Source organism: Streptomyces sp. NBC_01244, assembly GCF_035987325.1.
Classification (GTDB): domain Bacteria; phylum Actinomycetota; class Actinomycetes; order Streptomycetales; family Streptomycetaceae; genus Streptomyces.
The window spans coordinates 6,402,096-6,424,895 of the sequence record NZ_CP108488.1 but is presented as its reverse complement, the minus strand read 5'-3'; the positions used below and the strand labels follow the sequence as shown (position 1 = coordinate 6,424,895).

Here is a 22,800-nt window from a genome sequence, read left to right as displayed (position 1 = left end):
CAGCAGCTCGACCTGCACCACGAGCTTCACGTCGACGACGGTACGTTCCAGCCCGGACACATGCATTCGAACACCGCAAATCAGCACTCCACGGACCCGAAGAGAGAATCTCCGCGGGGTCAGCTCGCCGGGGTTCCCGCACGAGGGCACTGATGTCCCGTTTCCCCGGCCGGTAGAGTGGCTTTGGCTCGGCCGGGGTTCGGTGCGGGGACGGGGTCGGGGCCTGTATCGCCCGACCCGGTATCTGACACCATTCCCCGGGGGCGTCGTTCAGCGGGCGGACGGCGCTCGTTTGGGATCGGGCTTGCGACCAGGGGACGGATGGGACCGCGCTGTGCGGGGCTACGAAAGCCAGGAGAGCCATCAGGCCGAGGCCGACCATCTCTCGCGCTTCGAAGCCGAGATGGAGCGGCTGAAGAAGGAACGCGGGAAGGCCGTCCAGCACGCCGATGACCTGGGGTACCAGGTCGAGGTGCTGCGCGCCAAGCTCCACGAGGTACGCCGCAATCTGGCGTCCCGCCCCGCCTACGACGGCGCGGACATGGGCTACCAGGCGGAGCAGCTGCTCCGCAATGCCCAGATCCAGGCCGACCAGATGCGCTCCGACGCCGAGCGCGAACTGCGCGACGTACGGGCCCAGACCCAGCGCATCCTCCAGGAGCACGCCGAGCACCAGGCGCGCCTCCAGGCCGAACTGCACGCCGAGGCCGTCAACCGCCGTCAGCGCCTGGACCAGGAGCTGAGCGAGCGCCGCCAGACGGTGGAAGCCCACGTCAACGAGAACGTGGCCTGGGCCGAGCAGTTGCGCGCCCGCACCGAATCGCAGGCCCGCCGGCTCATGGACGAGTCCCGCGTCGAGGCCGAGCAGACCCTCAACACCGCCCGCGCCGAGGCCGCCCGGGTCGCCTCCGAGGCCACCCGCCGGCTCGCCTCCGAGAACGAAGCCGCCCGCGCCGAGGCCGAGTCGACGCTGCTGCGCGCCCGCAAGGAGGCCGAGCGGCTGCTGACCGCCGCCTCCGCGCAGGCCCAGGAGGCCACCGAGCACGCGGAGCGGCTGCGCTCCACCACCTCCGCCGAGGCCGAGCAGACCCGCCAGCAGACGATGGACCTGGGCCGGGTCGCGGAGCAGCGCGCCCAGGAGGCCGACGGCGCCCTGCGGGAGGCACGCGCCGCCGCGGAGAAGCTGCTGGCGGAGGCCAAGGAGAGCGCCGCACGGCAGCTCGCCTCGGCGGAATCCGTCAACGAGCAGCGCACCCGTACGGCCAAGGAGCAGGTGGCCCGCCTGGTGGGCGAGGCCAACAAGGAGGCCGAGACCCTCAAGGCCGAGGCCGAGCAGGCGCTCGCCGATGCCCGCGCGCAGACCGAGCGGCTGCGCGCCGAGGCCGGCGAGCAGGCCCGTACCGCGGCGGCCGAGGACACGGCGGCCCAGCTGGCGAAGGCGGCCCGCACCGCCGAGGAGGTCCTGAACAAGGCCTCGGAGGACGCCCGCGCCACCACCCGGGCGGCGTCCGAGGAGGCCGAGCGGATCCGCGGCGAGGCGGAGGCGGAGGCCGAGCGGCTGCGTGCCCAGGCCGCGGCCACGGCCGATGAGCTCAAGGGCGCCGCGAAGGACGACACGGAGGAGTACCGGGCCCGCACGGTCGAGCTCCAGGAGGAGGCCCGCCGGCTGCGCGGCGAGGCCGAGCAGTTGCGTGCGGAGGCCGTCGCCGAGGGCGAGCGGATCCGCGGCGAGGCCCGTCGCGAGGCGGTCCAGCAGATCGAGGAGGCGGCCCGCACCGCCGAGGAGCTGCTGGGCAAGTCCCGGGCGGACGCCGACGAGGTGCGCTCCGGAGCGAACGCCGAGAGCGAGCGGGTCCGCGGCGAGGCCGTCGAGCGGGCCACCACCCTGCGCAAGCAGGCCGAGGAGACCCTGGAGCGGACCCGCGCCGAGGCCGAGCGGCTGCGCGCCGAGGCCGAGGAGCAGGCGGAGTCCGTACGGGCCGAGGCGGACGCCGCGGCGGCCGTACGGCGCGAGGAGACCGAGCGGGCGCTGTCGGCGAAGCGGGCGGAGGCCGACGAGGAGCTCGTCCGGCTGCACACGGATGCCGAGGGGCGCCTCGCGACCGCCGAGCAGACGCTGCGCGACGCCCGGACGGCCGCCGAGAACATCCGCAAGGAGACCACCGAGGAGAGCGACCGGCTCCGCGCGGAGTCGGCGGAGCGGATCCGCACGCTGCAGGCGCAGTCGGAGTCGGAGGCCGACCAGCTGCGGACCGACGCCGCCGAGGACGCCGGCCGGGTCCGCGCGGAGGCCGAGCAGAACGCGGTACGGCTGACCGGCGAGGCCGAGGCCGAGGCGGAGCGGCTGCGCTCCGAGGCGCAGGAGACCGCGGACCGGCTGCGCGCGGAGGCCAAGGCCGCCGCCGAGCGGGTCGCGCAGGAGGCGGCCGAGGCGCTGGCCGCCGCCCAGGAGGAGGCCGCGAGGCGCCGCCGGGAGTCCGAGGAGACGCTGGCTTCGGCGCGTACGGACGCGGAGAGCGAGCGGGCGCAGGCCCGGGAGGAGAGCGAGGAGCTCCTCGCCCAGGCCCGCAAGCGTTCCGAGGAGGCCACGGCCGAGGCGGTCTGGCTCACCGAGGAGGCCGAGCGGCGGGCGTCCGAGGTGGTCGCGGCGGCCGAGGCCACCGCCCAGCAGGTGCGCGACGCGGTGGCCGGGCTGCACGAGCAGGCCGAGGAAGAGGTCGCGGGGCTGCGCAGCGCGGCCGAGCACGCGGCGGAGCGTACGAGGACGGAGGCCGAGGAGGAGTCCGGCCGGGTCCGCGCCGACGCGTACGCGGAGCGGGAGCGGGCCACCGAGGACGCCAACCGGATCCGCAGCGAGGCGCGCACCGAGACGGACGCGGCGAAGGCGCTGGCCGAGCGGACGGTCGGCGACGCGATCGCCGAGGCCGAGCAGTTGCGCACGGACACGGCGGAGTACGCGCAGCGGGTGCGCACGGAGGCCACCGACGCGCTGGCCGCCTCCGAGCGCGACGCGGCCCGTACGAAGGCCGACGCCCGGGACGATGCCAACCGGATCCGCGGCGAGGCCGCGGAGGTCCTGGAGGCCGCTCGTACCGAGGGCGGCCGGCTCGTCGCGGAGGCCACGGCCGAGGCCGAGCGCCGCACCGAGGAGACCCGCGCGGCCAACGAGGCCACGATCGGCGAGGCACAGGCACAGGCGGCGCGGCTCACGGCCGAGGCCGAGGCCTCCGCGGAGGCGACCCGTACCGAGGCCGCGGGCACGCTGGACGAGGCCCGCTCCGAGGCCAACCGGCTGCGTACGGAGGCTGCCGAGCAGGCGGACCGCCTGATCTCCGAGGCCACCACGGAGGCCGAGCGGCACACCGAGGAGACCCGCGCGGCCAACGAGGCCACGATCGGCGAGGCACAGGCCGCGGCCGAGGCGCTGCGCGCCGAGGCGGCCGCCGCCCTGGACGGGGCGAAGGCGGAGGCGGGGCGCCTCACGGCGCAGGCCGCCCAGACGCTGGCCGGGGCCGAGCGGGACGCGACGGGGATCCTCGTCGACGCGCGAACCGAGGGCGACCGGCTCGTCGAGGAGACGCGCACGGCCAACGAGGCCACCGTCGGCGAGGCCGCGGCGGAGGCCGACCGGCTGCGCGCCGAGGCGGCACGCACCCTGGACGACGCCCGCGCGGAGGGCGGCCGGATCATCGGCGAGGCCACCGCGGAGGCGGACCGGGTCACGGTCGCGGCCAACGAGACGCTGGCGGGCGCCGAGCGGGAGTCCGAGCGGACCCTGGACGAGGCGCGCGCCGAGGCGGGCCGGATCCGTACCGAGGCCGCCGAGCAGGCGGACCACCTGGTCGGCGAGGCCATCGCGGAGGCGGACCGGCTCACCGAGCAGACCCGCAAGGACACCGAGCGCACGGTCGGCGAGGCGGCGAACGAGGCCGAGCGGCTGCGGGCCGAGGCCTCCGAGGCGCTGTCCTCGGCGCAGGAGCACGCGACCCGCACCCGGTCCGAGGCCGAGCGGGTCAAGGCCGAGGCCGCCACCGAGGCGGAGCGGATCCGGGGCGAGGCGCGCACCGCGTCGGAGCGGGTGCTGGACGAGGCCCGCGAAGAGGCCAACAAGCGCCGCAGCGAGGCCGCGACCCAGGTCGACCGGCTCATCACGGAGGCGTCCTCGGAGGCCGAGAAGCTCACCGGGGACGCGCAGAAGCAGGCCCTGGCCGCCACGACGGCGGCCGAGGAGCAGGCGGACGCGATGGTCGACGCGGCGCGCAAGGAAGCGGCGCGGATCTCCTCCGAGGCGACCGTGGAGGGCAACTCCCTGGTGGAGAAGGCCCGTACGGACGCCGACGAGCTGCTGGTCGGGGCGCGCAGCGACGCGTCGGCCATAAGGGATCGGGCGGAGGAGCTGCGCGGCCGCGTCGAGGCGGAGGTCGAGGAGCTGCACGAGCGGGCCCGCCGCGAGTCGGCCGAGCAGATGAAGTCGGCCGGCGAGCGCGTGGACAAGCTGGTGCGGGCGGCGACCGAGCAGAGCGTCGAGGCCGACGCGAAGGCCAAGGCGCTGGTGTCGGACGCGAGCAGTGAGGCGAGCAAGGTCCGCATCGCCGCGGTGCGCAAGGCGGAGGCGCTGCTCAAGGAGGCCGAGCAGAAGAAGGCCGAGCTGGTCCGGGCCGCCGAGGGGGCTCTCGCGGAGGCGAAGGCCGAGGCCGAGCGGCTCGTCGAGGAGGGCCGGCGCGAGCTGGAGGTCCTCGTGCGCAGGCGCGAGGACATTCAGGCGGAGATCTCCCGTGTCCAGGACGTTCTTGAGGCGTTGGAATCATTCGAGGCGCCTTCGGGTGGCGCGAAGCCCGGGGTCGGCGGTCAGGGCGCGGGGGGCGTGAAGGCCGGTGCGACAGCGGGTTCCACTCGTTCGGGTGGCAAGACGTCAGAGGGCTAGTCAGCACGCTCGACGCTGTGCTCCTGATGGAGGTTCAGGCGAACGAGTGACAAGCATTCTGTCGCCTTGCCACTCAAAAGGGGTGTCATTGTCCAGATCAAACGCGGATTGACTCGATGACACGCCGTCTTGGCGCCTAGGATTCCCCTTAACACCTAACACCCCGCGTAGCACCTCATCGGTCTCATTCGACAGGAACCCCATGAGCGACACATCCTCCCCCTTCGGCTTCGAGCTCGTGCGGCGTGGTTACGACCGCGGTCAGGTGGACGACCGCATCACCAAGCTGGTCTCCGACCGCGACAGCGCCCTAGGACGTATCAACTCTCTGGAAAAGCGGATCGAGGAGTTGCACCTCGAGACGCAGAACGCCCAGGCTCAGGTGAGCGACGCCGAGCCGTCGTACGCCGGTCTCGGCGCCCGGGTCGAGAAGATCCTGCGCCTGGCCGAGGAGGAGGCGAAGGACCTCCGTGAGGAGGCCCGTCGCGCGGCCGAGCAGCACCGCGAGCTCGCCGAGTCGGCCGCCCAGCAGGTGCGCAACGACGCCGAGTCGTTCGCCGCCGACCGGAAGTCGACCGCCGAGGACGAGGGCGTCCGGATCGTCGAGAAGGCCAAGGGCGACGCGGCTTCCCTGCGCACCGAGGCCCAGAAGGACGCCGCCTCCAAGCGCGAGGAGGCCGACGCGCTCTTCGAGGAGACCCGCGCCAAGGCCGCCCAGGCCGCCGCGGACTTCGAGACCAACCTGGCCAAGCGCCGCGAGCAGTCCGAGCGTGACCTGGCCGGCCGTCAGGCCAAGGCCGAGAAGCGTCTCGCGGAGATCGAGCACCGCGCGGAGCAGCTGCGCCTGGAGGCCGAGAAGCTCCGTACGGACGCCGAGCGTCGCGCCCGCCAGACCGTGGAGACCGCGCAGCGCCAGGCCGAGGACATCGTGGCCGACGCGAACGCCAAGGCCGACCGGATCCGCAGCGAGTCCGAGCGCGAGCTGGCGGCGCTCACCAACCGCCGCGACTCGATCAACGCGCAGCTCACCAACGTCCGCGAGATGCTGGCGACGCTGACGGGTGCCGCGGTCGCGGCCGCCTCCGCGCCGATCGACGACGAGCCGGTCACCCGCGGCGTTCCGGCGCAGCAGAGCCGCTAGTCGGCTACTGATCGGTAGCCGCCGGTCGCCGGAGGGTTGCCGGAAGGTGACAATCCACTTCGACACCGAGGGCCCTTCGTCACCCGTGAGAGGTGGCGTAGGGCCCTTCGGCGTTCTAGCGTGGCGGAATGATCGAGCTTGAGGGCCTTACGAAACGATTCGGCGCGAAGACCGCCGTGGACAACCTCAGCTTCCAGGTCAAACCGGGGGTGGTCACCGGCTTCCTCGGCCCCAACGGGGCAGGGAAGTCCACGACCATGCGCATGATGCTCGACCTCGACAATCCGACCAGCGGTACGGTCCGGATCGACGGGAAGCACTACCGGGACCTGCCGGAGCCGCTGAAGTACATCGGGGCACTGCTGGACGCGAAGTCGATGAACGGCGGACGCAGCGCGTACAACAACCTGCTCTGCCTCGCCCAGTCGAACCGGATCCCGAGCAGCCGGGTCTCCGAAGTACTGGACCTGGTCGGCCTGACGGCCGTGGCGAAGAAGAAGTCGAAGGGATTCTCGCTGGGCATGGGCCAGCGGCTCGGCATCGCCGCCGCGCTGCTCGGCGACCCGGAGATCTTGATGTTCGACGAACCCGTCAATGGTCTGGACCCGGAGGGAATTCTCTGGATCCGCAATCTGATGAAGGGGCTCGCGGCAGAGGGAAGGACGATCTTCGTTTCTTCCCATCTGATGAGCGAAATGGCCCTGACCGCAGAGCATTTGGTCGTCATCGGACAGGGAAAACTGCTGGCCGACCTGTCCATGGCGGATTTCATCCAGCAGAACTCCCGCAGTTACGTGCGCGTCCGCACGCCGCAACAGGAGCGGCTGAAGGACGTCCTGCACGAGGCCGGTATCGACGCCATCAGCGTCCCGGCCACCGGCGCCCTGGAGATCGACGGCGTGGAGTCGGAGAAGCTCGGCGAGCTCGCCGCCCAGCACCAGATCGTGCTGCACGAACTCAGCCCGCAGCGGGCTTCACTGGAGGAAGCGTTCATGCGCATGACGGCGGATTCCGTCGAGTACCACGCCCACGCACCGGGGGTGGGCGGGCTCCCGCCGGCACCGGGCATGGCGCTGGACAACCCGGCCCGGCCTGCCGACGTACCCGCGTGGGGCGCCGGCTTCGAGGCGAAGCGCAAGGGCGGCGAGTGATCATGGCTTTCTCCGCACTCCTCCAGTCCGAGTGGACCAAGATCCGCACGGTCGCCTCCACCAGCTGGACCCTCGCCCTCGCCTTCCTCGTCACCGTCGGGTTCGGCGCCGGATTCTGCGCCCTGGTCAACGCGACCTTCGACGACATGAGCGAGGTCGAACAGGCCACCTTCGACCCCACCCTGCTGAGCTTCACCGGAATGGGCTTCGGCCAGCTGGCCATGATCGTCTTCGGCGTGATGGTCGTCAGCTCCGAGTACAGCTCGGGCATGATCCGCACCTCGCTGGCCGCCGTGCCCGGACGCGGCGGCTTCCTGGCGGGCAAGTTCGCCGTGGCCACGGCGCTGGCCCTGGTGGTCGGGCTGGTGACCAGCTTCGTGTCGTTCTTCCTCGGCCAGGCCATCCTGGGCGACCGCAGCATCGGCATCGGCGAGGACAACGTCCTGAGGGCGGTCGTCGGCGCCGGCGTGTACATGGCACTGCTCGCCCTCTTCTCCATGGGCGTGGCCACCATGCTGCGCAGCTCGGTCGCCTCGATCAGCATCCTGATCCCGTTCTTCCTGATCGTCTCGAACCTCCTCAGCGGATTCGAGGCGACCCGCAAGTACGGCCAGTACCTGCCCGACAAGGCGGGATCCAAGATCATGCAGGTGGTGCCGGAAGCGATGGGCAGCCCCGAGACCCCCTACGGCCCCTGGGGCGGCCTCGGGATCATGCTCCTGTGGGTGGCCGCCTCGGCCATCGGCGGCTACCTCGTCCTCAAGAAGAGGGACGCCTGACGTACTACGCGGGCCCCCCGGGTCGTACGGGGGATCCCCGGGTCGGTTCTCAGGGGTAGCTCAGGGTCCGGGACGACGTGGAACCGCAGGGGACTGGATATCCTCTTAACCCTTACGCGGGCGAGAGTCGTCCCGGCCTGGCAAGGGGCAGCAAGATGATCGAGGCAGTCGGCCTGACCAAGCGCTTCGGCGCGAAGACCGCTGTCGACGACCTTTCCTTCCAGGTCAAGCCCGGTCACGTGACGGGATTCCTGGGGCCCAACGGCTCCGGGAAGTCCACCACGATGCGCATGATCGTCGGCCTGGACCGGCCCACCGCCGGCCGGGTCACGATCAACGGCCTGCCCTTCCGCGAGCTCCCGAACGCCCAGCGGCACGTCGGGGCCCTGCTCGACGCCAAGGCCGTCCACGGCGGCCGCCGGGCCCGTACCCACCTGCTGTCGATCGCCCAGCTCTCCGGGATCCCCGAGAAGCGGGTGGACGAGGTGCTGGGCGTCGTGGGCCTGCAGGACGTGGCCCGGCAGCGCGCCAAGGGCTTCTCGCTCGGCATGGGCCAGCGCCTCGGCATCGCGACCGCCCTACTCGGCGACCCCCAGGTGCTGCTCTTCGACGAGCCGGTCAACGGCCTCGACCCCGAGGGCATCCTCTGGGTCCGCAATCTGATGCGCCGGCTCGCCTCCGAGGGCCGTACGGTCTTCGTCTCCTCGCACCTCATGAGCGAGATGGCGCTGACCGCCGACCACCTGATCGTGATCGGCCGGGGCCGGCTGCTCGCCGACATGAGCACCCAGGACTTCATCACCCACAATTCGGCCGGATTCGCCCGGGTCCGCACGGCCGACACCGACCCGGGCGGCTGGGACACCCTCGGCTCCGTCCTCACCCGGGCGGGCGGCCGGGTCCTGCGGGAGCCCGACGGAGCGCTGCGGGTGACCGGGCTGGAGCTGCCGCGGATCTCCGACCTCGCGCACGCGGCCGGCGTACGGCTGTGGGAGCTGTCGCCGCACCGGGCCTCGCTGGAGGAGGCGTACATGCGGATGACGCAGTCCTCCGTCGAGTACACCTCCACCGAGGACCCGCGTGCCGAGCTCTGGGAGCCCGAGCCGCTGAGCGTCCCGAAGTGGGAGGAAGACGAGGCGGCCGACGCCCTCCGGGTCCCGCAGGCGGGCTTCTTCGCGCCCCCGCCGCCCGGGACCGGTGGCCGGCCGTTCCTGATGCCCGGCAGCCCCGGCGAGCTCGCCGGCCCCGGGGCCGCGTCCTCGGGGACCGAGCCCTCCCCCGGCACCTCGCCCTCCCCCGATCCCGTGCGCACCCCCGATCCCGCGCACGCTCCCGATCCCGTGCACACCCCCGCCCAGAAGCCCGAGGACACCCGATGACCGCCCCGACGACCGCGACCACCGGGGACCGGGACCCGGCGGGCTACACCTCGCCGCTGCCGACCCCCCGGCCGCACCTGGGGCACGCACTGGCCTCGGAGTGGACGAAGCTGACCTCGGTGCGCTCCACGATGTGGACGCTCGGCGTGCTGGTGCTGCTCGTCGTCGGCATCGGCGGCACGGTCATCGTGCAGACCCGGTCGCTGGACTACGAGCAGATGCCGTTCATCGCCCCCGCCCTGTTCGGGCTGCTGGTCGGTCAGCTGGCGTTGATGGTGCTCGGGGTACTGACGATCACCTCCGAGTACGGCACCGGCCTGGTCCGCACCACCTTCACTGCGGCCCCCGACCGGTACCGGGTGCTCACCGCGAAGTACCTCGTCTTCGGCATCACCGCGTTCCTCACCACGGCCGGGTCGGTCTGCCTGGTGGGGCTGGCCGCGTCGATCCTGCGCGACGGCCCGGGCGCCGGGCACCACCCGCCTTCCGAGTGGGCGTCCGGACTCGTGGGCAGCCTCTACGTCACCCTGCTCGGCGTACTGGCCCTGGCGGTCGGGGCGCTGGTGCGGCACTCGGCCGGGGGGATCGCCGTGATGCTCGGCGTCGTCACGCTGCCGCCGGTGATAGGCGGAGTGCTCAGCATCTGGGAGGCCGTCGCACCGGTCGGCCGGATCCTGCTCCAGTACAACGCCCCGGTGGCGATGATGGAGCTGTTCGGCATGCCGACCAACGCCTCGGACCCGGCGTCCGGCGAGATGGTGATCCCGGGCAGCCTGAGTCACATGACGGTGATCCTGCTGCTGACGGGCGCCGCGGTCGCCGGCTCGTACGTGGTGGTCGGCCGCCGGGACGTCTAGTGCTGTGGCCGGAAAGGTTTGCCGGGTCGCGGCGTTCGGTGCGGTGCATCGCAAGGCGGAGGACCGCGCCTCGTACTGGACGTACCGGCGTGGTCCGACAACGCGGCGAGGTGCCGTACCGGGCGTCGCGACCCGGTGAACCTTTCCGGTCACAGCACTAAGCGGGCCCGTCCGGATCGTGCCGGTCGGGCCCCGTCCGCCAGGCCGCGCCCTCTAATGCTTGGGGGCGTTGCGGGACCGCTGCACCTTGGTGGTGCGGCGGTCCTTCGCGTTCCAGCAGGCCTTGTGCCAGTGCCGGCGGTCGTCGACCCCGCCGTACTCGGGCCAGGCCACCAGGTGCGGGGTGCCGGAGGGGATCTCCTGGTCGCAGCCGGGGCAGCGGTAGCGCTTGCCCGCGGCGCTCGCGCCCGCGACGTGCCGGACCTTCCAGTCCTCGCCCTGGTACTCCTCCGTGCGCTCCAGGCCGTACCGGTCCAGACTGCCCGGGCCCGAGCCCTGGTCCGAACGATCGGCTGGATTCTCGCCGCCCCTGGGGCGGTTGTGGCGCGGTGACACGTATACCTCACGGATGGGCGGACGGCAGTGACTTTCTCCCAGACTACGCGCAGCGAGCCCGGGTACCCGCAGGGTGTCCGAAGACGACCGTAGGAGCGGGCCGCCGGTCGGTGCGACTGGCCTGACAATCCCAATAACTTTCCGGTCAGGCCGTGCCTTTGGCACGTGTCAGACGTTGTTGCCGATGAGGAAAACGGTCCGCCTGGGGGAGGCCGCGTCAGCCGCGAGGAGGCTAAAGGCGATGCGCGTAGGAGCATTTGTACTGGCGGCCCAGTTCCCGGGACAGGGACAGGGCGAGGCACTGCACCGGGCGGTGCGGACCGCCGAGGTGGCCGAGGAGGCCGGGCTCGACTCGGTCTGGCTCGCCGAGCACCATTTCGTCCCGTACGGGGTCTGCCCGTCCGCGGTGACCCTGGCGGCCCTGATGCTGGGCCTCACCCGGCGGCTGCGCGTGGGCACGGCGGTGAGCGTCCTGCCGAGCACCCACCCGGTGGCCCTGGGCGAGCAGGCGGCCCTGCTGCACCTGACCTCGGAGGGACGCTTCACCCTGGGGGTGGGCCGGGGCGGCCCCTGGGTGGACCTGGAGGTCTTCGGCGGCGGGCTCGACGCGTACGAGAACCGCTTCCCGGAGGATTTGGACCTGTTGCGGCGCTGGCTGACCGAGCCGCGCGTGGGGGCGCCGGCAGCGACGGGGGCGGCGGCCGGCGGCCGGCACGGCTTCCGCGAAGTGGCCGTCGTACCGCGTGCGTCGGAGGCGCTGCACGGGGACGGGACAGGGCCGGAACTGATCGTCGCCTGCACCTCTCCCGGCTCGGTACGCATGGCCGCGGAGCGCGGACTGCCGATGCTGCTGGGCATGCACTGCGGGGACGAGGACAAGGCCGCCATGGTCGAGCTGTGGCGGCGTACGGCGCGGGCCGCGGGGCATTCGCCCGAGGCCGGCCACGTGTCGGCCGGGGTCTGCCAGCTCGCGGACCGGACGGCGGACGCCCGCGAAACGCTGCTGAAGGCGATGCCGGGCTGGCTCAAGCAGGGCCTGGACGCGCACGTCACGGTGGACGGACGGCAGCGGGCGATGCGGGACCCGGTCGCGTACACCGAGCTGTTGTGCGATCTCCACCCCGTGGGAACACCGGAGCTGGCGGCCGACCGACTGGCGGCCACCTCGGAACGTACGGGGATCACGCGGTTCGCCCTGCTGACGGAGGGATCGGGTGACCTCGCCGCGACCGAGGAGAACCTCCGGCGCCTCGGCGCCGAGGTGCTGCCCCGGCTCGGCTGAGACCAGGGCTGCCGCTCCGTTGGCACCGGAGCGGCAGCGAGGTACCGGTCGTGCGGCGATACGGTCGTACGGCGGTGCGGAGTGCGGTCGTACGGAGGTGCGGTCGTGCTGGTCGTGCGGTCGTACGGTTCGTGCGGTCTTCCTGCTAACAGTCACGCATTTCGGGCGACTGGTTGAGCAGCTGGCCACGGATCGAAGTGAACTTGGCCAGCCGGTCGTCCACCGCGGAGTCCAGGGGGAACACCGCTACCCGGTGGCAGTTCTGGAATGCCAGGCGCACTCCGAAGTGGCGCTGCAGCGCACCCCGTATCGCGTCACTCGCGAGAGCGCGCAGCAGTTGGCCACGCGCCTGCTCGTCCGGCGGCGGCGTCTGGTTGTCGGCGAACTGTCCGCCGTCCACCTTGAGCTGGGCCACCAGCGAGCTGATCATCTCCCATGCGTAGGGCAGGGAGGTCCGGACGCAGTCGACGAAAGCGGCTTCGTCGACCTCGCCTCGCTCGGCCTGTTCGAGTAGGGCCGGTGAGACGTCGAGCGACATGGGTTCTCCTCTCGCGACTCCGGCCGATTGGGTTGCCGGAGCCTTACGGGCAGGGAAGGAGATCGCGACGCAGCGTGCACGAGTCGCAACCTCCCGCTCACCACGGTAGGCGCCTCATGGGTACCGCACCAGGAGAATGCGCATACAACGCGCCATCCTCGAACGGGGCTTTCGGGGGCGAATCGCGTGCATGCCTTCTCGTCGAGTAGCGTTGCCGACCATGCGTCTCGTCATTGCCCGCTGCTCCGTCGATTACGCGGGCCGGCTCACCGCCCATCTGCCCTCGGCACCCCGTCTGATCCTCGTGAAGGCCGACGGCAGTGTCTCGATCCACGCGGACGACCGAGCGTACAAACCGCTCAACTGGATGTCGCCGCCGTGCACCCTCAAGGAGGGGAGCGGCGACGACGCCGGCGTCTGGACCGTCGTCAACAAGGCGGGCGAGAAGCTCATCATCACCATGGAGGAAGTCCTCCACGACTCCTCGCACGAACTGGGCACCGACCCGGGCCTGATCAAGGACGGGGTCGAGGCCCACCTGCAGGAGCTCCTGGCTGACCGGATCGAGACCCTCGGCGAGGGCTACACGCTGATCCGCCGCGAGTACATGACCGCGATCGGACCGGTCGACATCCTGTGCCGGGACGCCTCCGGCGCGACGGTGGCGGTGGAGATCAAGCGCCGCGGCGAGATCGACGGCGTCGAACAGCTCACCCGGTACCTGGAGCTCCTGAACCGGGACCCGCACCTGTCGCCCGTGAAGGGCGTCTTCGCGGCCCAGGAGATCAAGCCCCAGGCCCGCGTCCTGGCGAACGACCGCGGCATGGACTGCGTCGTCCTCGACTACAACGCGATGCGCGGCATCGAGGACGACAAGCTCCGCCTGTTCTAGCCAGGGGGCGTCCTGCCGATCAGGGGGTCCCGGTCTCCGGCTCGCCCTCGGAATCCGTGGGGGGCTGCGGCACTGCCGGCGGCGTCGTGTTCGTAGGGCTCGGCGTCACGGACGTGGTCGGGGTCGGAGTCGGGGTCGGGGAGGCCGGCGGACTGCTCACCGGCGGGGCCGAGCTCGTCACCGGCGGCGAAGGCGGCGTCACCGGGCTCGACGACGACTGCGTCGGCGAAGGCGTCGGCGTGGGCGAGGGGGACTTGCGCGGCGGCGGGGTCGTACCCGGCGCCTGCGAGGTGGGGGACGAGGGCTCCGGCTCCGGCGAGGGATCGCTTCCGCTCGGATCCGGCGTACTGGGCTGCGGCTGCGCCTCCTCCGAGCTCGGGGCCGTGGAGACCGCCGGCGCCTGCGCGGGCGGCTTCTCGTCCTCGGTGGTCATCGCCAGGGCGACCACCGTGCCCAGGACCACGACGGTCACCGCCCCGGCGGCGGCCAGCAGCATCGGCTTGCGGCGGGGCCCCGGCTTCGCCTGGGGCAGCGCCCTGGGCGCCGGAGCCGGCTCGGGGGTGAGCGGGAAGGCGTCCTCGAACACCTCGGCAAGGGTCGCGGGCGCGACGGAGCCCGGCGGCGCCACCGCGGGCACCACCGTCGTGAAGCCGTCCGGAACCCGCGTCGCCGCGTGCTCGGCTACGGGGGCGGCCCCGGCACCCGCCCCGGGCAGGGCGGCGAGGGCCTTCGACAGGGTCGCCGGAGTCACGGGAGCCGAGGGTGCGACGGGAGCGGACGGCGTCCCGGCAGCACCACGCGCCCGAAAAGCACCAGGAGCCGACGGATTCCCGGCAGCACCGGCAGCACCGGCAGCACCGGCAGCACCGGCAGCACCGGCAGCACCGGCAGCACCGGCAGCACCGGCAGCACCGGCAGCACCGGCAGCACCGGCAGCACCGGCAGCACCGGCAGCACCGGCAGCGAACGAGGTCCCTACGGCACCGGGAACGCCCGGGCCCTGCCGAACCTCAGGAAACGGCGTGGTCCGAGCGGCCCGGGCAACCCCGGGAGCTCCAGCAGCGGGCGGAGCCCCCTCGGTCCCGGGAACCGCAGGAAGCTGAGCGGCCCCGGCAGCCCGGGGAAGCCCGGGAGGCGCCGGAAGGGCAGGAAGCCCGGGAGCCGGTGCGGCAGCGCCGGCAACGCCGGTAGCCCCAGGAAGCAGCGGAGCCCCCGCAGCCTCCGGACCCGGCGGCAGACCCGGCAGACCTCGAACCGGCAGGAGACCCGGATCACCCGGTGCCCCCGCCCCCGGCTGACCGGGCCCCGGCGACTTCGCCGCTCCCCCGGCCCCCGCCGCAGACGCAGACGCGGTCGGCGGAGCCAGTCGCAGCGGCGGCGATGTCTGGACCTCCGCCGCCTCCCGGTCGGTGACCAGGGCCAGAGCGCGCCGTCCCGCGACGGTCCCCCGCTTGTCGGCCAGCGCGCCGCGCAGCCCGATCGAGGCCTCCAGTTCGGCCCGCGCCCGGTCGAGCCGGCCCTCGCACAGGGCCAGTACGCCCAGCTCGTGGTGGAAGTACGCCTGCTCCGCGACCTCGCCGGCCTTCCGCGCGGCCTCCGCGCCCGCGCGCAGCACCCGCTCCCAGGCCTCCCAGTGCAGCGAGGCCGCGAACGCCGGTGCCGCCGTCCGTGCGAGCAGTACCGCGGCCACCACGTCGGCTCCGGCCAGCGCCGCGAGCACCGCGTCGGCCTCCGCCGCGACCCGCGCGGGGCTGACCGAGGTGTGCCCGGTCCACCAGGCGTAGTGGCGGGCGGCCGTACGGGCCTCCTCGGCCGCGGTGTCTCCGTAGCCGATCTCCTCGAGCTGTCGCGCGACCCCCGCGGCCAGCCGGTGGCGCGTCCCGACGGGGCTCAGCAGCCCGCAGTCGAGCAGCTCCGCGACGGCCGTGTCGGCGTGCGTGTCGCCGACCAGCGCGGGCAGGTGCGCGTGGTGCGGCAGCTCCCCGCCGAGCGCGCAGGCGATCCGCAGCGCGGCCCGCGCCGACTCGCTGACCCGTGAGGCGAGCAGCTCCGCGGGAGCGGCGCCTTCGGCCAGCGTCGGCAGCGGCACGAAGACGGTGTCGCGCGGCTTCTCCTGGAAGACGCCGGGCTCCTCGTCCTCGTCGGCCTCGTCGTCGTAGCCGGTCCGGTTGAGCTCGTCGCGCTGGCGCAGGAGCGCGGCCCCCTGCACGAAGCGCAGCGGCAGTCCTTCGGAGGCGAAGCTCAGGTCCCCGGCCCAGGCCGTTTCCGCGTCCGTCAGCGGCCGTCCGGTGCCCGCTTCGAGCAGGGCCGCGCAGTCGGCGCGGGACAGTCCGCCGAGGAAGACCTCTTCGAGGTGCGAGTCGTCGGAGGGGGCCCGGGTGTCGGGGGTGGTGGCCAGGAGGTACGCGCACTCCGGCGTGGCCCGGAGCAGTTCGTCGAGGGCGGTGCCGCCCATGTCGAGGTCGTCGACGAGGACGACGGCGCCTATCTCGGCCACCCGGGCGAGGAGCCCGGCGCGGTCGGGGCGTTCGGCCGGAGCCTCGTACACGGTGGCGTAGAGCGCCTGGAGCAGCTCGCCGGGCTGCTGGTGTCCGTACCCGCAGAGCCGTACGACCCCGTCGGGGGCGAGGTCCGCGCAGGCGTCGGCGACCGCGTCGAGCAGCGCCGTGCGCCCGGATCCGGGCGGCCCGGTCAGCCGTACGGAGCGACCGCGCGTGAGGAGGCGTACGAGGCGTTCGAGTTCCTCCTCGCGGCCCAGCAGGGACCGCGAGGAGCCCGGGGCGCCCGGCGGTACGGGGGGCCGTGCGGCGGCCGCCGCGGAGGCGCGGGCGGCGGGGGTGCGCTTGACCGGGGCGGGGGCGGGGACGCCGCCGGGGCGGTGCGTCCGGACGATCTCGCTGCCGTCGACGGGGTTCACGGTGAGGGTGAGGTCCCCGGTCGTCAGCGTCACCACCCGCGCCGGCGGCTCCGCCGGATCGGCCTGCCCCTGTGTGCTGCTGCGGTCCATGACCAAGTCCCCCGATCGCGCCGTGCGCCGTCGTCCCGCCCGGCCTTCGCACACGCCGCTGTCGCTACTGGTCCGGTTTCCGCCCGAACCCTAGACCGTGCCCGCCGGGGCCGGTACCGCAGGGGTGCCTTCACCACCGGACCGTTACGTTTGTGCAGGCCCTCTGGAGCGGGCCCCACGGGACCCGCACGGCCCGCGCGCCCCGCACCGCAGACCCCGCGCACGTGAACCGCGTAGGGGCGTCACGCGCGCGGCAGCGACTCCGCTTCCAGCCCGCCCTCGATCGCGAGGATCCGGTGCAGCCGGGTGGCCACGAGCAGCCGCTGCATCTGCGGCGGGACCCCGCGCAGGACGAGCCGGCGGCCGGTCCGGCCGGCCCGGCGGTGGGCGCCCATGATCACGCCGAGGCCCGTCGCGTCCCAGGAGTCGAGCCCGGTGAGGTCCAGCACGAGGTCGCCGTGACCGTCGTCCAGGGCGGTGTGCAGGACCGTACGGGCGTCCGCCGCGCTGCGCACGTCGAGGCGACCCCCGACAGCGAGTTCGGCGTGGTCGCCCCTGATGTGCATGTGTACTCCCGGCAGAGCGGTACTGATTGCGTATGGTCCGACTGGTCCGTGGTCGGCAACTCTCACTGCAACTGACTGCCTCGGGGGCGGGGAAGTTGCCGACCGTGAGCGAACCGATACCTAATTCACCCTGTGGGGTGTAGGCACTCGAACTGGTGCTCAGTGCTTGTAGAAGCCCTGACCGCTCTTGCGGCCGATGTCGCCCGCGTCCACCATGCGGCGCATCAGCTCCGGCGGCGCGAACTTCTCGTCCTGGGACTCCGTGTAGATGTTGCTGGTGGCGTGCAGCAGGATGTCGACGCCGGTGAGGTCCGCGGTGGCCAGCGGGCCCATCGCGTGCCCGAAGCCGAGCTTGCAGGCGATGTCGATGTCCTCGGCCGAGGCGACGCCCGATTCGTACAGTTTCGCCGCTTCGACGACCAGGGCCGAAATGAGACGGGTCGTCACGAATCCGGCAACGTCACGGTTGACGACGATGCAGGTCTTGCCGACCGACTCGGCGAACGCCCGGGTGGTGGCGAGGGTTTCGTCGCTCGTCTTGTAGCCGCGCACGAGCTCGCACAGCTGCATCATCGGCACCGGCGAGAAGAAGTGCGCGCCGACGACCCGCTCCGGACGCTCCGTCACGGCCGCGATCTTGGTGATCGGGATGGCGGAGGTGTTGGAGGCCAGGATCGCGTCCTCGCGCACGAGCTTGTCGAGCGCGCGGAAGATCTCGTGCTTGACCTCCAGCTTCTCGAAGACGGCCTCGACGACGATGTCGGCGTCGGCGACCGCTTCGAGCTCGGTGGTCGTGGTGATGCGGGCCAGCGCCGCCTCGGCGTCCTCGGCCGTCAGCTTGCCCTTGGAGACGAACCTGTCGTACGAGGCCTTGATCCCGTCGGTACCGCGCGTCAGAGCGGCATCGGTCACATCGCGCAGCACGACGTCCCAACCCGCCTGGGCGGAGACCTGCGCGATTCCGGAACCCATCAGTCCGGCACCGATGACGGCGAGCTTCCCAGCCACTGCACACCCCAAGTTCTAAAAAATAGGACACGGCCTTCAATAGGACACGGCCTCAGATACGGCACAGCCTCGTTCGTTCTCCGGCGGAGACTAGCGTCCGAGAGGGGCGCAGTGACCGCGAAGTAACACGCGTCACGTCTCAGATGACGGACATCACACCGGGACGGCCCAGCAGTGCGACAGGGGCCCGCAGTTGGCCCGCACTAGGCTGGCGGCATGGTGAACCTCACGCGCATCTACACCCGCACCGGTGACAAAGGCACGACCGCACTGGGCGACATGAGCCGCACGGCCAAGACCGATCTGCGGATCTCGGCGTACGCCGACGCCAACGAGGCCAACGCGGCCATCGGGACGGCGATCGCGCTCGGCTCGCTGCCCGCCGATGTCGTGAAGGTCCTGGTCCGGGTGCAGAACGACCTGTTCGACGTCGGCGCCGACCTCTGCACCCCGGTCGCCGAGAACCCCGAGTACCCGCCGCTGCGCGTCGAGCAGTTCTACGTGGACAAGCTGGAGGCCGACTGCGACCTCTTCAACGGTGAGCTGGAGAAGCTCCGCAGCTTCATCCTCCCCGGCGGCACCCCCGGCGCGGCCCTCCTGCACCAGGCCTGCACGGTGGTCCGGCGCGCCGAGCGCTCCACGTGGGCCGCCCTGGAGGCGCACGGCGAGGTCATGAACCCGCTGACCGCCACCTACCTCAACCGCCTCTCCGACCTCCTGTTCATCCTGGCCCGCACGGCCAACAAGGAGGTCGGCGACGTCCTGTGGGTCCCGGGCGGGGACCGCTAGGGCCCGTCGTCAGCGGCAGAACGAGGCCGCCCCCGAGGGTGTCCCGGGGACGCAGGGCAGCAGGTGGCGCGGGCGCTCGTGGCGCGAGTCCTCGCGGCGCGGACCCGGCTGCGCGGCGCCGGCGTGCGGGCCGGGCCCCCGGCCCGGGAGCGCGTCGACGCGGCCGATGGCGTTGCCGAGGAGTTCGGTGAACCAGACGTTCCGGTCGGGCCCCGTCGCGATGTTGAAGGGCACCTTCTCCGCGCCGCCCGGCACCGGGAACTCGGTGATCTCCCCTGTCGGGGTGATCCGCCCGATGGCACCGAGCGGGTCGGCGTACCACATGTTCCCGTCGGGGCCGCGGGTGATGCCGTCGGCGCCTCCGCCCGGGTTCGGGAAGAGTGTGATGGTGCCCGTCGGGGTGATCCGCCCGATCTGCTCGGAAGCGGTGAACCACATCCCGCCGGGGCCGGCCGCGATGTCGCTCGGGAACTCGAACCCGGTGGGCAGCGGGTACTCGGTCACGTTGCCGGCGTGGTCGACGCGGCCGATCTTGCCTGCGATCCCCTCCGTGAACCACACACCGCCGGGGCCGGCCGCGATGTGGTACGGGAAGCTGTCCGGCGTGGGGATGGCGTACTCGGTGACCGTTCCGTCGAGCCGCATCCGCCCGATCTTGTTCGTCCCGTTCTCGGTGAACCACAGGGCGCGGTCGGCGCCGAGCGTGATGCCCAAGGGGAAACTGCCCGCCACGGGCAGGGGGAATTCCGTGACCGTGCCCTCGGTGGTGATCCGCCCGATCTTGTCGGCCGCTCCCTCGGTGAACCACAGGGCGCGGTCGGGGCCCTGTGTGATGTCGAAGGGGAAGCTCGATTCGGTGGGTACGGCGAACTCGGTGACGGTGCCGCCGGTCGTGATGCGTCCGATCCTGTTGCCATCGGACTCGGTGAACCACAGCGCCCGGTCCGGTCCCGCCGTGATCCCGGCGGGGAAGCTATCCGGGGTCGTGAGCGGATACTCCGTCACGTCCCCCACGTCGGCCCGGGCGGGAGCGGCCTGCACCGCGACCGCGAGCAGGGCACCCAGGGACGCGGTGAGCAGGCGGTGGAATCGTCGGCGGATCGTCGGCGTGCCCGGCATGGACCAGCCCCTTTGCGGTGAGCTACGGGAGAGTGACAGGTGACGGCCTATCAGCTCACTCCCCGGGACCGCCCGGCCCGCGCCACCGAGTCGGCCGCGAACCAGCCGACTGCCGTAGCGCGGAACGTCCGCTCGACACCTAGGGCGCGTCCACGGCGTCGCGCGCGGCGGCCTTCGCCTCCGGTGCCCGCTTCGGCCACACCGTGTAGGTGACGGCGATCAGCGCGTGGATGCCCACCACCCGCAGGGACGTGAGCTGCCATCCGCGCAGCACCGCGGTGTCGCCCGACCTGCCGACGTACCAGATCGCGGCCTGCAGCAGGCCGGCCGCGACGGCCGCCGCGAGGACGGTCCGCGCGACCAGCTTCCACTCGTGGACGGCCCGCGCCCTGCCGTAACCGGCGCCGGCCGGCTTCGGGCCCCCGGCCAGCCGGTACGCGGCGTGGCCGTCGAGCCAGCGCACGGTGTAGTGCCCGTAGGCGACGGTGTAGCCGAGGTACAGCGCGGCGAGCCCGTGCTTCCAGTCCGGCTCGGCGCCGCCGCGCAGGTCCACGGCGGTGGCCACCAGCAGCACCAACTCCAGGAGCGGCTCGCACAGCAGGACGGCCGCGCCGGTCTTCGGCATCTTCGCGAGGTAGCGCAGGGCCAGGCCGCCGGTCAGCAGGACCCAGAAGCCGACTTCACAGGCGATGATCAGGGTGACGAGCACGGGAGTCTCCGTTCCTGCGGTGGGGGGATGCCTCCAGCTTCCCGCCCGGTTCGCGCCGGTTCCTCGTCGCCGATGACGAATGCCGCGGGGCCGCCCTGCATCCTTCGATGTACGAGGCCTCGGCCGTGATGGCGACGCCCGCCCCCGCCGCACCCTGTTGGATGGGACCGTGACCCTCCGTATCCCGCCACCGCACCGCGACGACGTCCTGCTCGCCGTGTTCAGCGTGGCCGCCGGCCTGCTCCTGTGGTCGCTCGGGGTGTACAGCTCCCCCACCCGGGACCTGTTCCCGGCCTGGGCCGCCCTGGTGCCGCTCCTCGCCCTCGGCGCGATGGAGCTGCTGCGCCGCAGCCTGCCCCGGGTGACTCTGGCGGTCGGCACCGCGGGGGTGATCGCCGACCAGTTCACCGTGGGGAACCTGGCCACGGTCCTGATCTTCACCGACCTGATGTACGCGGCCGTCGTCTACGGCACGCCCGCCATGGCCCGCCGCCTTCCGGTCCAGACCGGCCTGATCACCATCGCCGTCACCATTGCCTCCGTGGCCTGGCTGCGCACCCCGCAGGCCCTGCTGATCGGCGTGATCACCGGCATCGTGAGCTTCGGCCCGGCGCTGACCGGGGCCACGCTGCGCAACCACCGCGAGGCCGCCATCGCCGCCCGGCTGCGCGCCGAGCAGACCGCGCTGCTGGCCGAAATGGACCGGTCGCAGGCGGTCGTGGCCGAGCGGGCGCGGATGGCCCGCGAGCTGCACGACATGGTGGCCAACCACCTCTCCGCCATCGCCATCCACTCCACCGCCGCGCTCTCCATCGACTCCCCCGCCACCAGCCGGGAGGCGCTCGGGGTGATCCGGGAGAACAGCGTGCAGGGGCTGGCCGAGATGCGCCGCCTGATCGGGCTGCTGCGGGACGCGGGCGGCGGACAGGAGGCCGTCGCCACGCCCTCCCTGGACGGGCTGGACGCCCTGCTGGACCAGGCCCGTACGAACGGGGCCGCGAGCGGGCTGGACTTCGTACTCCTCGACGACCGGCCGTCCGGGGAGCCCCTGCCCGCCCCGGTGGAGCTGGCGGCGTACCGGATCGTCCAGGAGTCGCTGACCAACGCCCTCAAGCACGCCGCCCCCGGCACGGTCACCGTCCGCCTGGCCCGCGAGCGCCCCGCGGGTGGTGACCGGGCCGGGGGCGGCGCACTGCACGTCAGGGTCGACTCCCCCTACGGCGAGCGCCCCGGCCCCCGCGCACCCGGCTCCGGCGCCGGCCTGATCGGCATGCGCGAGCGGACGGAACTGCTCGGCGGAGCATTCGAAGCGGGCCGCGCGGACGCGGTCTGGCAGGTCCGGGCGACGCTGCCCGTGGAAGAAGAGGCGGTACGGGCGTGACGATCAGGGTCGTGGTGGCGGAGGACCAGAGCGCGGTACGGGCCGGGCTGGTCCTGATCCTGCGCAGCGCCGGCGACATCGAGGTGGCGGGCGAGGCCGCGGACGGGGAGGAGGCCGTGCGCCTGGCCCGCGAGCTGCGGCCCGACCTGGTGCTCATGGACGTGCAGATGCCGCGCCTGGACGGGGTGTCGGCGACCCGCCGGGTGGTCGCGGAGGGCTTGGCCGACGTCCTGGTGCTCACCACCTTCGATCTGGACGAGTACGTCTTCGGCGCGCTGCGCGCGGGCGCGTCGGGCTTCCTGCTGAAGGACGCGGACGCGGCGGAGCTGATCGGGGCGGTACGGACCGTCGCGCGCGGGGAGGGGCTGATCGCCCCGGCGGTGACCCGGCGGCTGATCGCCGAGTTCGCGGATCCGCGGCCGGTACGGGTCCCCGTGCCGGCGACGGTGCAGTCGCTGACCCCGCGCGAGCGGGAGGTCCTGGGGTGCCTGGGCGAGGGGCTGTCGAACGCGGAGATCGCGGTGCGCCTGGAGATGGCGGAGGCGACGGCGAAGACCCACGTCAGCCGGGTGCTGGCCAAGCTGGACTTGCGCAGCCGGGTTCAAGCGGCAGTGCTGGCACAGGAGTTGGGGATCTAGCGGAATCCGGCCGGAAATATTTCCGGGGTCGCTACGGGAGGTCTGGACCTCTTGACGGTTGGTCCAGACCTTTCTACTCTCACGC

18 protein-coding genes are annotated in these 22,800 nt (G+C 72.7%); 11 read left to right on the top strand and 7 right to left on the bottom strand.

What is annotated here, in order from left to right; all coding sequences use genetic code 11:
• Positions 1-334: 334 nt before the first annotated feature.
• From scy to OG247_RS29065, 6 genes are all read left to right on the top strand, one after another.
• Positions 335-4,924, top strand: coding sequence for a polarized growth protein Scy (scy, locus tag OG247_RS29090; RefSeq protein WP_327254981.1), 4,590 nt, complete (start codon positions 335-337; stop codon positions 4,922-4,924).
• 202 nt (positions 4,925-5,126) lie between these two features.
• Positions 5,127-6,065 (top strand): cellulose-binding protein, encoded by a 939-nt coding sequence (locus tag OG247_RS29085; RefSeq protein ID WP_327254980.1) that lies wholly within the window; start codon positions 5,127-5,129, stop codon positions 6,063-6,065.
• Positions 6,066-6,193: 128 nt separating this feature from the next.
• Positions 6,194-7,216 carry an ABC transporter ATP-binding protein gene (locus OG247_RS29080; protein ID WP_327254979.1) on the top strand — a complete coding sequence of 341 codons (1,023 nt, stop codon included), beginning with the start codon at positions 6,194-6,196 and terminating at the stop codon, positions 7,214-7,216.
• A 2-nt stretch (positions 7,217-7,218) separates the two neighbouring features.
• Positions 7,219-7,995, top strand: coding sequence for an ABC transporter permease subunit (locus OG247_RS29075; RefSeq protein ID WP_442813442.1), 777 nt, complete (start codon positions 7,219-7,221; stop codon positions 7,993-7,995).
• Between the two features lie 155 nt (positions 7,996-8,150).
• Positions 8,151-9,374 (top strand): ABC transporter ATP-binding protein, encoded by a 1,224-nt coding sequence (locus OG247_RS29070; RefSeq protein ID WP_327254978.1) that lies wholly within the window; start codon positions 8,151-8,153, stop codon positions 9,372-9,374.
• A complete protein-coding gene (locus OG247_RS29065) occupies positions 9,371-10,231 on the top strand; it encodes an ABC transporter permease (RefSeq protein WP_327254977.1) in 861 nt (286 codons plus the stop codon). Before OG247_RS29070 ends, OG247_RS29065 begins: the two co-directional genes overlap by 4 nt.
• 213 nt (positions 10,232-10,444) lie before the next feature.
• Here OG247_RS29065 and OG247_RS29060 read toward each other — a convergent pair whose 3' ends face one another.
• Positions 10,445-10,786, bottom strand: a complete 342-nt coding sequence (locus OG247_RS29060) for an ATP/GTP-binding protein (RefSeq protein WP_327254976.1) — start codon at positions 10,784-10,786, stop codon at positions 10,445-10,447.
• 241 nt (positions 10,787-11,027) lie between these two features.
• Between OG247_RS29060 and OG247_RS29055 the strand changes: the two genes are divergently transcribed.
• The gene (locus OG247_RS29055) at positions 11,028-12,068 is read left to right on the top strand and encodes an LLM class flavin-dependent oxidoreductase (RefSeq protein WP_327254975.1); all 1,041 of its coding nucleotides are present in this window, start codon (positions 11,028-11,030) and stop codon (positions 12,066-12,068) included.
• 145 nt (positions 12,069-12,213) lie between these two features.
• Here the strand turns inward: OG247_RS29055 and OG247_RS29050 are convergent, their stop codons facing one another.
• Complete coding sequence (locus tag OG247_RS29050) at positions 12,214-12,606, bottom strand: SCO5389 family protein (RefSeq protein ID WP_327254974.1); 393 nt, start codon at positions 12,604-12,606, stop codon at positions 12,214-12,216.
• A gap of 220 nt (positions 12,607-12,826) precedes the next feature.
• Here OG247_RS29050 and nucS point away from each other — a divergent pair, with 220 nt between their 5' ends.
• The gene (nucS, locus tag OG247_RS29045) at positions 12,827-13,498 is read left to right on the top strand and encodes an endonuclease NucS (protein WP_327254973.1); all 672 of its coding nucleotides are present in this window, start codon (positions 12,827-12,829) and stop codon (positions 13,496-13,498) included.
• Between the two features lie 19 nt (positions 13,499-13,517).
• Here nucS and OG247_RS29040 read toward each other — a convergent pair whose 3' ends face one another.
• From OG247_RS29040 to OG247_RS29030, 3 genes are all read right to left on the bottom strand, one after another.
• Entirely contained in the window at positions 13,518-16,505 is a 2,988-nt protein-coding gene (locus OG247_RS29040) for an ATP-binding protein (protein WP_327254972.1), read from the bottom strand.
• A 242-nt stretch (positions 16,506-16,747) separates the two neighbouring features.
• Positions 16,748-17,071: an STAS domain-containing protein gene (locus OG247_RS29035; protein ID WP_243336243.1), complete on the bottom strand. Its 324-nt coding sequence runs from the start codon at positions 17,069-17,071 to the stop codon at positions 16,748-16,750.
• Between the two features lie 159 nt (positions 17,072-17,230).
• Entirely contained in the window at positions 17,231-18,079 is an 849-nt protein-coding gene (locus OG247_RS29030) for a 3-hydroxyacyl-CoA dehydrogenase family protein (protein ID WP_250744745.1), read from the bottom strand.
• Between the two features lie 216 nt (positions 18,080-18,295).
• Between OG247_RS29030 and OG247_RS29025 the strand changes: the two genes are divergently transcribed.
• Complete coding sequence (locus tag OG247_RS29025; RefSeq protein ID WP_266881157.1) at positions 18,296-18,868, top strand: cob(I)yrinic acid a,c-diamide adenosyltransferase; 573 nt, start codon at positions 18,296-18,298, stop codon at positions 18,866-18,868.
• A 9-nt stretch (positions 18,869-18,877) separates the two neighbouring features.
• Here OG247_RS29025 and OG247_RS29020 read toward each other — a convergent pair whose 3' ends face one another.
• Both OG247_RS29020 and OG247_RS29015 read right to left on the bottom strand, forming a co-directional pair.
• Positions 18,878-19,987 carry a Vgb family protein gene (locus OG247_RS29020; RefSeq protein ID WP_327254971.1) on the bottom strand — a complete coding sequence of 370 codons (1,110 nt, stop codon included), beginning with the start codon at positions 19,985-19,987 and terminating at the stop codon, positions 18,878-18,880.
• 139 nt (positions 19,988-20,126) lie between these two features.
• A complete protein-coding gene (locus OG247_RS29015; protein ID WP_327254970.1) occupies positions 20,127-20,696 on the bottom strand; it encodes a hypothetical protein in 570 nt (189 codons plus the stop codon).
• A gap of 157 nt (positions 20,697-20,853) precedes the next feature.
• Here OG247_RS29015 and OG247_RS29010 point away from each other — a divergent pair, with 157 nt between their 5' ends.
• Both OG247_RS29010 and OG247_RS29005 read left to right on the top strand, forming a co-directional pair.
• A complete protein-coding gene (locus OG247_RS29010) occupies positions 20,854-22,077 on the top strand; it encodes a sensor histidine kinase (RefSeq protein ID WP_442813441.1) in 1,224 nt (407 codons plus the stop codon).
• Complete coding sequence (locus tag OG247_RS29005; RefSeq protein ID WP_327254968.1) at positions 22,074-22,715, top strand: response regulator transcription factor; 642 nt, start codon at positions 22,074-22,076, stop codon at positions 22,713-22,715. The genes OG247_RS29010 and OG247_RS29005 overlap by 4 nt, the downstream gene beginning before the upstream one ends.
• Positions 22,716-22,800 lie beyond the last annotated feature (85 nt).